Below are 12,823 nucleotides of genomic sequence, written 5' to 3'. Positions count from 1 at the left end.
CCACTGTGGATCGTCCACTCCGCGCAGGTCAGCGTGTGGCTCGGAGGGGTCAGGTGCCGGCGAGGAACTGCTGGGATCGAGTGTCGAAGTGGGACGGGTCCGCCGCAGCCCGTCCCACTGGTCTTGGTTCTTGCCGGCCAAGGTCACATCACCGGCTCGCGTGAGCCGACTCGTTCGCACCGGACAGTCGCTGCGCCCTGTGCGCGAGGACGATCAGGACCGCGGGCGCGAGCACGTCGTAGACCAGGATGCCGCCGGTGTTGCCCGGTGCGTGGTTGCCTGCCGCGAGCCACTGGTGGACGTGACCGATCGCCGCGCCCCACAGGAACATCCCGGCACCCAGGCCGACGAGTGCGCGTTCCCTGGTGGTAGCCGACGGGGACGCGGCGCGGAAGGCCAGGACCGCGAGGGCGAGGTTGGCGAACGCGATCTCGAACTCGAACGGGGTGCGGGCGAAGCCGATGGTGGCCGCCATCTCGTCCGGGATGACGAGGAACGCGATGACGAGCCACAGGCTGCCGCAGCCGAGCGCGGCGCCCGCCCACCACCGCTGCCAGATCTCGAGCTTCGCCGCGCGGGACGGGCTGTGGCGGGTGCGCACGGCCGCGCCAACGACCGCGATCAGCAGCCAGAGCAGGGGGAACGAGGTCTGGGCGAGGTAGGAGAACGTGTCCATGCTTTGAGTCTTGCATGGTTAATATTAACATCGCAACATTCAGGTATGATCGACACCGTGGACGACGGACTTGCGGACCTGTTGCATCGGGTCGTGTACCTGCTTGGAGAATCGGCCCGGCAGCGGGAGGCTGGCCAGGGCGGGCTCACCTACGGCCAGCTGCGGTTGCTGGGCACGCTGGAGGAGATCCAGCCGGTGACGCAGCACCAGCTCGCGCAGGCGTTGTCGGTGTCCGACCCGGCGATCAGCAGGGCCCTGCGGCCGCTGGAGGCGGCAGGGCACGTGGAGGTCCGCGTCGACCCCGAGCACGCGCGTCGTCGTCTGGTCAGCCTCACCGAGGCAGGCGGCAAAGCGTTCCACGACAACGGGAAGCCGATGTACGACGAACTGCGCACCGCCCTGCTCGACGCGGGCTTCCCCTACGAGCGGTATCTGAGCGACACCCTTCGCTTGGCCGAGATCCTGGAGGACCCTCCGGGGCGGACCTGAACGGCCTGGTGAACCGAAACCTGTCGCGCGTGAGGCGGCGGCGATCTAAGCGGTTGAACCTGGAGATCGTCTGCAACGCAACAGGGCGGACGCTCGATGGGAGCATCCGCCCTGTTGGTAGGGATAAAACCAGTGTCCGAGGGGGGACTTGAACCCCCACGCCCTTTCGGGCACTAGCACCTCAAGCTAGCGCGTCTGCCATTCCGCCACCCAGACTGATGTGAACAGAATACAGGGCGTCCGGAGGGGCCTGAACGCGGGGCTACGATCGGCCCGTGAAGGTGATCGTCGAGGCTGACGGCGGCTCGCGGGGCAACCCCGGTCCTGCTGGATACGGCGCGGTTGTGCGGGACGAGCTCACTGGCGAGACGCTGGCCGAGCGCAAGGGGTTCATCGGTGTCGCCACCAACAACGTGGCCGAGTACCAGGGGCTCATCGCGGGGCTCAGGGCGGCCAGGGAGCTGAACGCCGAGACCGTGCACGTGCGGATGGACTCCAAGCTCGTCGTCGAGCAGATGTCCGGGCGCTGGAAGATCAAGCACCCCTCGATGCAGCCGCTCGCACGGGAGGCGCAGGAGGTCGCGAGCGCCTTCGGGAAGATCACCTACGAGTGGATTCCGCGCGAGCGCAACAAGCAGGCGGACCGGCTCGCGAACGAGGCCATGGACGCCCAGGGCAAGGCCGGGAACGAACCCGAAGCAAAGGCCGAGGGTGCCAAGCAGCCGCACTGGAGTGGCGCGATGGGGGAGCCCACGCGCGTGATCCTGTTGCGGCACGGGCAGACCAGGCTGTCGGTCGACCGGCGTTACTCGGGGCGGGGCGATCACCCGCTGACGGAGCTCGGGCTGGAGCAGGCGGAGCGGGCGGCGGCACGGCTGTCCAAAATGGACGGCATCGCGGCCGTCATCTCCTCGCCGTTGCAGAGGGCTCAGCAGACGGCGAAGAAGCTCGCGGACAGGATCGGGCTGGAGGTCGTCACCCATCAGGGGCTCATCGAGACCGACTTCGGCACGTGGGAAGGACTGACGTTCGCCGAGGCGAGCGAGCAGGACCCCGAGGTGCACCGGCGGTGGCTGGGCGACACGAGTGTGAAGCCGCCGAACGGGGAGAGCTTCGACGAGGTGCACGCGCGGGTGCGCAAGGCGCGCGCGGACATCATCTCGCGGTACGGCGGCAAGACGTTGGTGCTGGTCAGCCACGTCACGCCGATCAAGACCATGCTTCGTCAGGCGCTGGACGTCGGGCCGCAGTTCCTGTTCCGGATGCACCTCGACCTCACCGGTGTCTCGATCGCCGAGTTCTACCCGGACGGGCACGCGTCGGTGAAGCTCGTGAACGACACCTCGCACCTCGGCTGACCGGAAATCACCGTGTAGGGGACGGTAGAACGCCTCGATGTGTTCGCCCGGTCCCGGTGCTGTCCACGTTCGACGTGACGCCCGACGGCGAGAGCCTCGACCTGGTCTACGTGCTGCCGAAGCTCAGCTGACCTTGCGCAGCCGGGGCGTCAGCGCCGCGGTGAACCGGTCGGCCGCCGCTTCCAGAGCGGCGGCCGCTCCGGGCGTGTTCACGTTCTGGTCCAGCACGAACTCGCCGCGCACCACCTGGTCCGCGCCCTTGGCCGCGAGCAACGGGTGCAGCGCGTAGTCCATCGCCACCAGGAAGCCCTGGCTGCCGCCCGTCGCCAAAGGCAGTACGGCACGTCCGCGCAACGCCTTCTTCGGCAGCAGGTCGAGCAACGCCTTCACCAGCCCGCTGTACGCCGCGCGGTACACCGGCGAGGCCACCACCACGCCGTCCGCGGACAGCACACTGCGCACGGCATCGGAGATCTCCGGATCACGCAGGTCCTCGGTGAGCAGCGACAACGTGGGCAACGACCGCACGTCGAGCAACGACACCCGGTGCCCGGCGGCTCGCAGCTGCTCCTCCACGAACGACACGACGACACCGATCGGCGCGGAGTGGGACGGCGCACCGGAGATGATCAGCAGATCGGACATGACAAGGCACTCCCTGAGGTCGCGGGCACGAAGAACGCACTCAGCGGAGGCAACACAGGCTTGCTGCCACGCGGCCGTAGTCGACGTGGCGACGTCGTGTCATGACGGAAGTCAACCAACGTCCGCACCGGTGGACAACTGCTCCCAGCCGCTGGGATATCCTGGTCAACGCGGATGAGTCGGCAGGGCGGCCGCGGCAGGTGACTGTCGAGGAAAGTCCGGACTCCACAGGGCAGGGTGGTTGTTAACGGCAACCAGGGGTGACCCTCGGGACAGTGCCACAGAGAACAGACCGCCGTGGCGTCAGCCGCGGTAAGGGTGAAACGGTGGTGTAAGAGACCACCAGCGCCCCAGGTGACTGGGGCGGCTAGGTAAACCCCACCCGGAGCAAGGCCAAGAGGGCACCGGATCGCGAGTGAAGGTGCTGCGCGAGCGTTCGAGGGCTGCCCGCCCGATGCTCGCGGGTAGGCTGCTAGAGCCTGTCGGCAACGGCAGGCCCAGATGGATGGCCGCCGACTGGGACCTCGGTCCCACGAACAGGATCCGGCTTACATGCCGGCTCATCCGCCTGTATGCATGAAGTCATGCTCTCGCACCTGGAATGCGCCCGTTGTGGCCGCGAACACGACGCCAACGCCGTCCAGAACCTCTGCCACGAGTGCGCGTCGCCACTGCTGGCGCGCTACGACCTCACCCGCGTGGCCCGTCCGACGACCGAGAACTCGCTGTGGCGCTACCGCGACGTCCTCCCGGTCCGCGACCCCGATCCGGCGTTCAGCCTCGGCGAGGGCATGACCCCGCTCGTGCCGCTGCCCGCACTGAGCCGGGCGCTGGACGCGAAGATCCTCATGAAGGACGAGTCGCTCGTCCCGACCGGTTCGTTCAAGGCCCGTGGCGCGGCCGTCGGTGTCGCCAGAGCCAAGGAGCTCGGCATCGAGGGCATCAAGATGCCGACCAACGGCAACGCGGGTGCCGCCTGGGCCCTGTACGCGGCGCGCGCGGGCATCCGCAGCGTCATCGCGATGCCCGAGGACGCCCCGCTGATCACCCGCGAGGAGGTCGAGGCGAGCGGCGCCGAGCTGCGGATCGTGCCGGGCACCATCGCCGACGCCGCCAAGGCCATCGCGGACGTCGACCTGTTCGACGCCTCCACGCTGCGAGAGCCCTACCGCATCGAGGGCAAGAAGACGATGGGCTACGAGATCGCCGAGCAGCTCGGCTGGCGCGTCCCCGACGTGATCATCTACCCGACCGGCGGCGGGGTCGGTCTGATCGGGATTCACAAGGCGCTGCACGAGATGCGCGAGCTCGGCTGGATCGACGGCAAGCTGCCCCGCCTGGTCGCCGTGCAGTCCACCGGGTGCGCGCCGATCGTGAAGGCGTTCGACGAGGGCAAGGCCGAATCGGCGTTCTGGGACGGCGCCTACACCGACGCGTTCGGCATCAACGTGCCGAAACCGTTGGGGGACTTCATCATCCTCCAGGCCATCAGGGAAACCAATGGCACGGCGGTGGCGGTGACCGACGAGCAGATCGCCGCGGACCGCGCTGAAACCGCCCGCCTCGAAGGCGTGTTCCTGTGCCCGGAAGGCGCCGCGACGATCAGCGCGGTCCGGTCGCTGCGCGAGAACGGCTGGCTCACCGCGGACGACGAAGTGGTCGTGCTGAACACCGGTGCGGGCATCAAGTACCCAAGTGTCCGCCTCTAAGTCCCTTGCTGCCCCAAGGGTGTTACAGAATTGCGGCCGTTCGAGTGGCGCGCCCGTCGCAAAAGTCCACTCTCGGTATCACGGCGAATAAAGCCAGATCCTCCTGTCAGACGGTCGGCCCCTGCAGCCGGCCGTCCCCAAGGGAGGGAACAGACATGCAACGCAAGCTGACGGTGGTGCTGGCCCTGTCCAGTCTCGTCACCGCGGGAGCGGTCGGCGTCGCGACCGCCGACGCCACCGAACTGCCCGTCTACGGGGTGAAGAGCTCCGGTCTCGACCAGGAACAGGCGCAGAGGCTGCAACGGGCGTTCGGCCTCAAAGACGTCCAGAGATCCGAGGCCGGCGCGGTGTCCTTCGCCGACGAGCAGCGCTACCAGCACCTGCCGACCGTCGACAAAGGACAGGGCAGGCCCGACGAGGACGGCAACGCCACCACGCAGACCGCGCTCGACACCGAGGCGATCAAGCGCATCAAGACCATCCCCACCGAGGACGCGGCCAAGCGCGCACAGGAAGGCCTGAGGGCGGCGGGTGTGCTGCCGGCCAACGCGACGCCCAGCGCGCAGTACACGACGTTCGAACTGTCGGACGTCAACGGGCGCAACGCACTCACGGCCAACCTCGACACGAGCGTCTCGTACACGTTCCAGCTCGACGGCCTCCCGCTGGAGGGCGAGGGCGCGAACATCCGCGTCTCGTTCGACGCGCAGGGCGTGACGGCGGTCAGCCACGCCGCCCGCACCTACGACAAGGCCGGCACCGTCAAGGTGAACGACCTCGAGTACGGCGCCAAGCTGTGCCAGAAGTACCTGGGTGCCTCGGTGAAGCCCGAGGTGAGCTACGTCTACGTCGCCCCGCCGCTGGAGGACGAGGTCGACAAGGTCGAGCCCTCGTTCCGCTGCGCCGGTCGCAACGACGACGGTGGCGCGCCCCAGGCCATCACCCTGCCCGCCGCGGTCGGCGCCGAGCTGCCGCAGCCGGGACCGGGCCAGGAGCCGCGGCCCGAGCAGCAGTTCAAGAGCCAGGCTGTCGGCACCCAGGTCGGCAGCGAGGGCACCGGCAACTGCTCCGGCCTGCCCAACACCGTCGCCAACATCGGCACGTTCAACACCGAGGCGAGCAACCACGGCATCGCCCGCGACTTCACCTGGCTCAACGCCAACGCGTGGGAGAGCGACTTCAAGGACCCCGCGTTCGCCGGCGGTGACGACACGAACTGGGCCGACGACGTCGACCTCACCTACTGGCAGGGCCACGGCTCCGGCACCGGCTTCTACTTCACCGGCTGCTCCAACCACACCGACAACAAGCTCGCGAACACCGACGCGCGCTGGGGCCAGAACGACGTCGAGTGGATGAGCCTCTTCACCTGCCTGATCCTGGAGGACAGCACCGGCGGCCAGACCTGGGCGCAGCGCTGGGGCCAGGCCTTCCGCGGCCTGCACCAGATCAACAGCTTCACGACCGTCAGCTACAACTCCGCCAACCACGGCGGCAAGTTCGGTCACTACATGTGGCGCTCGCCGTTCCTGTGGTGGAACAACCCGATGAAGGTCCGCGACGCGTGGGCGCAGGCCAGCATCGACACCCAGCCGGCGTCGGTCCGCTGGGCGACCATGGGTCCCGTCACCACGACGGGTGGACTGGGCAACTTCAACGACTACTTCTGGGGCAAGGGCGCGGGCGTCGGCCCTGACTACGCCTCGACCGGCCTGTTCTGGCGGATCTCCGGCGCCTCCTAGAACCGGACGCGCGACGAAGCCCGGCGACCCTCGGTCGCCGGGCTTCACCGGTTGGCCGGCCGCCCGGAAGGCATCCTCAGGACGGGCCGGAACGGCTCCCCCGAGTTGTAGAGCTCCTCCAACTCGGTCACGTAGGCGAGCACCGCGGGATTCACGATGTCGGCGAGCGACCGCACCCCCGCCTGGGGCTCGTAGGAGGCGAGGTAGGTGGCCGCCGCACGCGCGCGTTCCAGCACCGACCTGTCGAAGTTGATCGTCCTTTGGACCCGGCGCCGGGATTGCGTGCTCTGCCCGGTAGGCTCATCCACGCCTGGAGCATTAGGGGAGGCTGTGATTCCGTCCACACTTCCGTCCGGCACGAGGTCAGGTTCGAGCATGGGCGAATCTCCTCGGAGTCGTCGCTCCGGATTGCGCCCGCCGTGCTTGTCGACGGGGTCGCGAACCGGCCGATCAGAGCATTCACATGGATGTACACGTGCGCACGTTTAGGACGCACGCACTGTGGGTGACCAGGGCGTTCGCAGTCGGGTGAACCTTGCCAGCGACGGAGAGAATCTCGATCCGGGTGTTCCCCACTGACGTCTCCTCAGTGATGATGTGTCGGCCAGATTAGACGTAATTCCTCCCAGGGGGAACGGCCAGATGATCTACACCCCGCAGCAACAGCCCCACACGTCGTGACGAACTCGTGTTCTACTCGTAGCGCAAGCCCCCGCGCACTCTGGAGTACCGAATGACCGCCATGGACCTGGTGACACTCGCTCAGCAGCAGCCGACGGTGCCGGGCACAAGCAATGTCCGTGACTGGATCCTGAACAACATCGTCCCCCTGCTGCTGCTGACGGTCGCGCTGCTCCTGCTCTGGCTCGGAGGTGGCAAAGGCGACAACGCGGGTGTCATGCGCCGTCTGGGCGGCGTGATCGTCGCGCTGGCCATCATCGGCCTCGCCGTCACCACCGACGCCGGCGCGAACATCGGCAAGTGGCTCGCCGGCTTGTTCGTCGGAGGCTGATCCGTGCGGGTCCGCACTGACGACGAGGTCTACCGGGTCGACGCCGTCTGGCTCGGTCCGCCCAAAGCGACTTTTCCCTGGCGCGCGCGATACGTCGCGTGGGGTGTCGGGATCGTCGTTTTCCTCGTCGTACTCACGATCGAACGGCAGATGGGCGTCGGGTTCGGGTTCTTCTCGACCGCGTGGGCCCTGGTCGCGACGATCATCCTCACTCGTTTCATCACCCAGCGGATCAGCCATGAACGGCCCCTCACGGCCGTGATGTCGATGTGGGTCCGCGAGCTGACGGCACCTCGAGAGCGCACGGCAAGCACCGGCGGAGCGGCCAGTGCCGCCCGGATCCGGGTCAGTCCGCAGCGGCCTCGTCCCAAGTTGAGCAAGAAACAACAACGACGGGCGAGACAGCAGGCCCAGCCCCGCCGGACGTCAGACAGCCGTAAGAAGGAGGTTCGCGGTGTTCGGACGCCGGCGAGACCGTGACCGTCGCTCCGCCCAGCACATCGCCCAGCACGCCGCCGCGGACCCGCGCGAGCGCGACAGGGCAGCGTATTCCAAGCGCGGACGCCGCCTGCCCGGCGAGCAGTCCGTGCCGAGCTACACACCGTCGATCGCGGCCCGCAGCATCGACGGTCACCTGCTGCGCACCGGCCAGGAGGTCTACGCCTGGTACCGGCTCGCGCCGCAGCGCTGGTCGTTCCGCAGCGACTCGCAGCGCCAGGACCTGATCGCGGCCATCGCGGGCCAGTACGCCGAGCTGCAGGGCCGCTGGATGCACCTGCGGGTCACCACGCGGCCGTACCCCATCCGCATGTGGGCCGAGGCGCACGTGCACAACGCCGTCAAGCGCCTGCCGGACACTCCCGGCACGCTGTCGTTCGACGACTACATGGTCGGCGAGCAGCAGCAGCTCATGGGCCGCTCGATGGCGGAGAAAGAGGTCTACCTGGGCGTTCAGGTGCAGACCCGCAACATGATGGACCGCGCGGTCGAACGCGCGGCCCCCGTGCTGCGCAAGGTCTTCCCGGACGCCGTCGACGCCGAACTGGTGGCGTTGGACTCCGAGGTCGAGCACCTCGACCAGGTGATCGGGTCCGCGGGTCTCGAAGGCCGTCCCGCGACGGCCGAGGAGATGTCCTGGCTGATGCACCGGTCGTGCTCGCTGGGCCTGCCCGCGCCGCGCAACCTGCCCGCCGTGCCCGGCGCCGCGTGGGAGCCGGAGGACCTGGCGTCCTTCACCGACGCCGCGGACTTCCACCAGGAGCCGTACTCACCGACGGTGACCGTGCGCGGCCGCACCGGCTCGAACGCGGGCATCAAGCGGCACGTCTGCGTGCTGACGGTCGGGCTGATGCACGGCCTGCAGATCCCCGAGGTCGACGACCCGTGGGTGCAGCGCGCCGACCGGCTGCCCGCCTCGGTCGAGTGGTCCGCGCGCATTTACGTGCGCAAGCCCGAAGAGGTGTCGGGCGAGCTGTCGCGGCAGATGAGCAAGGTCCGCTCGCAGGTCCGCCACTACACCGACGAGCACGAGCTGGAACCGCCGCAGTCGCTGGCCCGTCAGGCCGGCCGCGTGCTGGAGATCGACGACGAGATGACGTCGGGCTTCACCGCGCTGGGCACCCGGGTGCGCTCGTGGTGGCGCCTGGCCGTGTCCGGCCCGACCGAGCGCGAGGCGCTGCGGCTCGCCCAGTCGTTGCTGGAGCTGTACAAGCCGAAGGTCTCGATCGACCACCCCGAGGCCCAGTACGCGATCGCCCGCGAGTTCATTCCGGGCGAGCCGCTGTCCAACGGCGCCTACCTGCGCCGAGGCAGCGTGTTGTGGGCCGCGTCGGCCGTTCCGACCGCGACGGCCGAGGTCGGTGACCGCCGCGGCATTCTGCTCGGCGAGACCGTCACGGCCACCCGCCGCCCGGTCGCGTGGGACCCGTGGATGGCGCAGGAGCTCCGTGACGCCTCTGGTCTGACGGCGATGGTCGCGGGCCTGGGCGCCGGCAAGTCGTTCCTCGGCGGCGGCATGGTCTACAAGACCCTGCGGGCCGGCGCGCACTGGACGTTGCTCGACCCGTCCGGTCCGCTGTCCGCGCTGTGCGAACTGCCGGAGCTGCGGCCCTACGCGCGGCCGATCAACCTGCTCAACGCCCAGCCGGGGATTCTGAACCCGTACCGGGTGGTCGCCGAGCCGATGCTCGACCACTTCCTCGACGAGGAGGACCCGGAACGGGCCTGGCGCCGGGAGAAGGCCCTCGCGGCCGCGACCCGCCGTCGTCTCGTGCTGGACGTGCTGACCGGTCTGCTGCCCTACGAGGTCGCCCGGCTGCCCCAGACGCGCATCACGCTGCTGCGCGCGGTCCGCACGGTCGGTGGCCGCTTCGACGCCCACCCCGGTCTCGTCTTCGAGGCGCTGCGCCGGGACGCGTCCGAGCACCACGAGCACGCCGTCGTCGTCGCGGACTTCCTCGACGAGATGCGCGAGCGCATGTCGTTGCTGATCCCCGAGGAGAACCACGACCCGTACAACGAGGTGCGCGACGACCGCCTCACCGTCCTCACCATGGCGGGCCTGAACCTGCCGAAGGACGGCGTCGGCCGCGAGCACTGGACGGACGCGGAGTCGCTCGGCGTCGAGATGCTGAACCTCGCCGCCTGGCTCACCCAGCGCTCGATCTACGAGAAGCCGAAGGACCAGCGCAAGGGCGTCTGGATCGACGAGGCGTTCTTCCTCTCGGAGGTCCCGACCGGCCGTGTGCTGATGAACCGCTTCGCGCGTGACTCGCGAAAGTGGAACGTCCGCGTGCTGCTGTCGTCGCAGATCCCCGCCGACTTCCTGAAGATCCAGGGCTTCGTGACGCTGCTCGACTCGGTCTTCGTCGGCCGGCTCGACGACGACTCGGCGCAGGCGGACGCGCTGCGGCTGCTCAAGGTGCCGATCGGCGCCGGGTACGAGCAGGTCGTCGCCTCGCTCGGCCGCCGCCCCGGTGGCGAGCGCAACGCGACCGAACGCGACCGCGCGCCCCGCCAGTTCATCTTCGGCGACGGCGCGGGTGGCGTGGAGCGGATCCGCATCGACTTCAGCGGCCCGCACCTGGAGCACCTGCGCAACGCCCTCGACACGACCCCCGACGCCAAGCGCGACAACGGCAAGGGCGAGCTCGTGCCGGCGGACGACCCCAACGCGGCCCCGATGCCGCCCGCCTACGTGCCCGACGAGATCGACGACGAACTGGCGGCGGACATGGAACTAGGACTGACGGAGGAAGAGGCCCAGCTGGTGGCCCACGGTGACGGCACCAACCGCCACCGGGACGGCGGCGCATGACGGCGCTGACGATCGTGCTCGCGATCGCCGCCTTGCTCTGGGCAAGGCGGCGGTTCGCGCTGCGCGCGTCAGCACGCACGAGGTCGGTCGGCCTCGTCGCGGCCATCCTGGCCTTGCAGGTCGTCATGGGTGCCCCGATGGCGCACGCCCAAACCTGTGGCGAGGCACCGAATCCGGAACGTCCCGGCGCCGGCATGGTCGGCGCGCTCGACCCGCCCGTCGGCAACGGCCTGCCCGGCTCGCCGTACCTGGAGTACGGCTACGCGGGCATGGTCTGGCACAACTACAACGCCAAGTGCAACGTCCTGCCCGACGCCAACGCCACGCTCGACACGTGGGCGGGCAACGAGCTGTTCAGCATCGGCAAGAACATCGTCGGCGCCACGAACGCGTTGCACTACACCGTGATGGGCCGCGGCCTGCTGGTCCCGCTGGACGACGCCGTGAAGAACGGCGTGCAGAAGGTCTACGACAACGTCTACCTGCGCTGGTTCGGCCTGGTGGCGCTGCTCCTCGCGATCCTGATGTTCCGGCAGATCTGGACCGGCGACTTCGCCGCGATCTCCAAACGCGGACTCTGGGCGCTGGCGGCCATGTGGCTGGCAACGTCCACATTGGCCTTGCCGCAGTTCTACAACCTCCTCGACAACACGCTGGTCTCGAAGACTTCGGAGATCCAGGCGGGGTTCATCGAGGCGCCTGAGGAACAAGGCACGCTCCACGTCCTACCAACGAAACTGCACGACGCCGTCGTCTACCAGAGCTGGCTGCGCGGCGCGTTCGGCACGCCCGAGGCACCGCAGGCCGCCGAGTTCGGCCCGCGCATCCTCAAGGCGCAGGCCTGGACCACCGCCGAGATCGCCGAGGGCAAGGACGGCGATCAGGCAGCCCTGGACGCGAAGAAGGCCGAGTGGAAGGCCCTGGAAGCGCAGCTCGGCACCTCCAAGGGCTACTTCGACGGCACCGACGGCAGCCGCACCGGCGCGGGTTTCCTGGCGCTGCTGCAGTCCATCGCGTTCTCGCTGTTCCAGTTGTTCGCGAAGGCCGCGGTGCTGCTGGCCCAGCTGCTGCTGCGCATCCTGACGCTCGCCGGGCCGCTCATCGGCCTGGTCGCGTTGCTGCACCACGACCTGCTGCGCAAGGTCGCCCGCGCGGCCGCCGTGACGGTGTTCAACGTGCTGGTGCTCGCGGTCCTCGCGGGTGTCCACGCGCTGCTGCTGCAGGCGATCTTCAACGCGACCGGGCTGTCGTTGCTGACGCGCACGTTGCTCGGCCTGATGCTGACACTCGTGTGCTTCGTGATCGGCAAACCGTTGCGCCGCATGTGGCAGATGGTCGAGATGTCGGTCGGTTCGGCCAGCAACGTCCTGCCGATGAGCGGGGGCGTCTGGTCGAAGATGATGGGCCGCAAGAAGCAGACCGGCCCGACGCCGCAGGACGAGTTCTGGGAGTCCGTGCGGGACAGCGACGCCGAGGGCGACGCGGCTCCGCAGCGCGGTCGCGGCCGGGTGCGCCCGGAGGCCTCGAACCCGGTCATGGCGACGGCTCAGCGGCTCGACCGCGACTCGCAGCCGGGCCAGATCGTCAGCGGTTCCCACGGGAACGGCGTCCGCGCGGGCGCGCTGCCCTCGGGATCGGGTCCGGCGGCGTTGCCCGTCGCCCGGTCGCGCGTGGTGGACAGCCCCACGGTCACCGACAGGCAGTGGGACCGGGTCGACGACGCGGTGCTCGTGCCGTCGCGTTCCGGCGGTGGCTACTCCGCGCCGGCGCAGGAACCGCGAAGGGCAGAGACAGAAGTCGTGGCGGGGCGTCCGGTGCACGTGATCTACCGGCCGTCGCGCGGCTTCGAAGTCCGGGACAACAGCTGAGGGGAGCG

11 protein-coding genes, 1 tRNA gene and 1 other RNA gene are annotated in these 12,823 nt (G+C 69.0%); 9 read left to right on the top strand and 4 right to left on the bottom strand.

Annotated elements, in window-relative coordinates; translation table 11 throughout:
* Nucleotides 1–148: 148 nt before the first annotated feature.
* A complete protein-coding gene (locus SK854_RS38555) occupies nucleotides 149–676 on the bottom strand; it encodes a DUF6790 family protein (RefSeq protein ID WP_319980087.1) in 528 nt (175 codons plus the stop codon).
* Between the two features lie 45 nt (nucleotides 677–721).
* On the opposite strand from SK854_RS38555, the gene SK854_RS38550 reads away from it, so the two are divergent.
* Nucleotides 722–1,165, top strand: a complete 444-nt coding sequence (locus SK854_RS38550; protein WP_319980086.1) for a MarR family winged helix-turn-helix transcriptional regulator — start codon at nucleotides 722–724, stop codon at nucleotides 1,163–1,165.
* Between the two features lie 133 nt (nucleotides 1,166–1,298).
* Here the strand turns inward: SK854_RS38550 and SK854_RS38545 are convergent.
* Nucleotides 1,299–1,381: transfer RNA gene (locus tag SK854_RS38545), tRNA-Leu, on the bottom strand.
* 65 nt (nucleotides 1,382–1,446) lie between these two features.
* Between SK854_RS38545 and SK854_RS38540 the strand changes: the two genes are divergently transcribed.
* Nucleotides 1,447–2,523, top strand: a complete 1,077-nt coding sequence (locus SK854_RS38540; protein WP_319980369.1) for a bifunctional RNase H/acid phosphatase — start codon at nucleotides 1,447–1,449, stop codon at nucleotides 2,521–2,523.
* 123 nt (nucleotides 2,524–2,646) lie between these two features.
* Here the strand turns inward: SK854_RS38540 and SK854_RS38535 are convergent, their stop codons facing one another.
* Entirely contained in the window at nucleotides 2,647–3,168 is a 522-nt protein-coding gene (locus tag SK854_RS38535) for an NAD(P)H-dependent oxidoreductase (RefSeq protein ID WP_319980085.1), read from the bottom strand.
* 175 nt (nucleotides 3,169–3,343) lie between these two features.
* Between SK854_RS38535 and rnpB the strand changes: the two genes are divergently transcribed.
* The 3 genes from rnpB (at nucleotide 3,344) to SK854_RS38520 (ending at nucleotide 6,619) form a co-directional block, all read left to right on the top strand.
* Nucleotides 3,344–3,735: RNase P RNA component class A (gene rnpB / locus SK854_RS38530), an RNA gene on the top strand.
* A gap of 17 nt (nucleotides 3,736–3,752) precedes the next feature.
* A complete protein-coding gene (locus SK854_RS38525; RefSeq protein WP_319980084.1) occupies nucleotides 3,753–4,877 on the top strand; it encodes a threonine synthase in 1,125 nt (374 codons plus the stop codon).
* A 155-nt stretch (nucleotides 4,878–5,032) separates the two neighbouring features.
* Nucleotides 5,033–6,619, top strand: a complete 1,587-nt coding sequence (locus tag SK854_RS38520) for a DUF6345 domain-containing protein (protein WP_319980083.1) — start codon at nucleotides 5,033–5,035, stop codon at nucleotides 6,617–6,619.
* Nucleotides 6,620–6,663: 44 nt separating this feature from the next.
* On the opposite strand, the gene SK854_RS38515 is transcribed toward SK854_RS38520, so the two are convergent.
* Complete coding sequence (locus SK854_RS38515; protein ID WP_245822284.1) at nucleotides 6,664–6,927, bottom strand: hypothetical protein; 264 nt, start codon at nucleotides 6,925–6,927, stop codon at nucleotides 6,664–6,666.
* Nucleotides 6,928–7,352: 425 nt separating this feature from the next.
* On the opposite strand from SK854_RS38515, the gene SK854_RS38510 reads away from it, so the two are divergent.
* Genes SK854_RS38510 through SK854_RS38495 form a run of 4 tightly spaced genes read left to right on the top strand, consistent with a single transcriptional unit; the run spans nucleotide 7,353 to nucleotide 12,815 of the window.
* Nucleotides 7,353–7,631 (top strand): hypothetical protein, encoded by a 279-nt coding sequence (locus tag SK854_RS38510; RefSeq protein WP_170176263.1) that lies wholly within the window; start codon nucleotides 7,353–7,355, stop codon nucleotides 7,629–7,631.
* Between the two features lie 3 nt (nucleotides 7,632–7,634).
* On the top strand, nucleotides 7,635–8,111 hold the full coding sequence (locus SK854_RS38505) for a hypothetical protein (RefSeq protein ID WP_319980082.1): 477 nt from the start codon (nucleotides 7,635–7,637) through the stop codon (nucleotides 8,109–8,111).
* Nucleotides 8,086–10,947, top strand: a complete 2,862-nt coding sequence (locus tag SK854_RS38500; RefSeq protein ID WP_406601878.1) for an ATP-binding protein — start codon at nucleotides 8,086–8,088, stop codon at nucleotides 10,945–10,947. The genes SK854_RS38505 and SK854_RS38500 overlap by 26 nt, the downstream gene beginning before the upstream one ends.
* Nucleotides 10,944–12,815 (top strand): hypothetical protein, encoded by a 1,872-nt coding sequence (locus SK854_RS38495; protein ID WP_319980081.1) that lies wholly within the window; start codon nucleotides 10,944–10,946, stop codon nucleotides 12,813–12,815. The genes SK854_RS38500 and SK854_RS38495 overlap by 4 nt, the downstream gene beginning before the upstream one ends.
* The last annotated feature ends 8 nt before the right edge of the window (nucleotides 12,816–12,823 follow it).

Origin of the sequence: Lentzea sokolovensis, assembly GCF_033949975.1 — a bacterium.
GTDB lineage: Bacteria > Actinomycetota > Actinomycetes > Mycobacteriales > Pseudonocardiaceae > Lentzea > Lentzea sokolovensis.
Note: the sequence above shows the minus strand (reverse complement) of the source record. Positions and strands in the feature narration are given on the sequence as shown.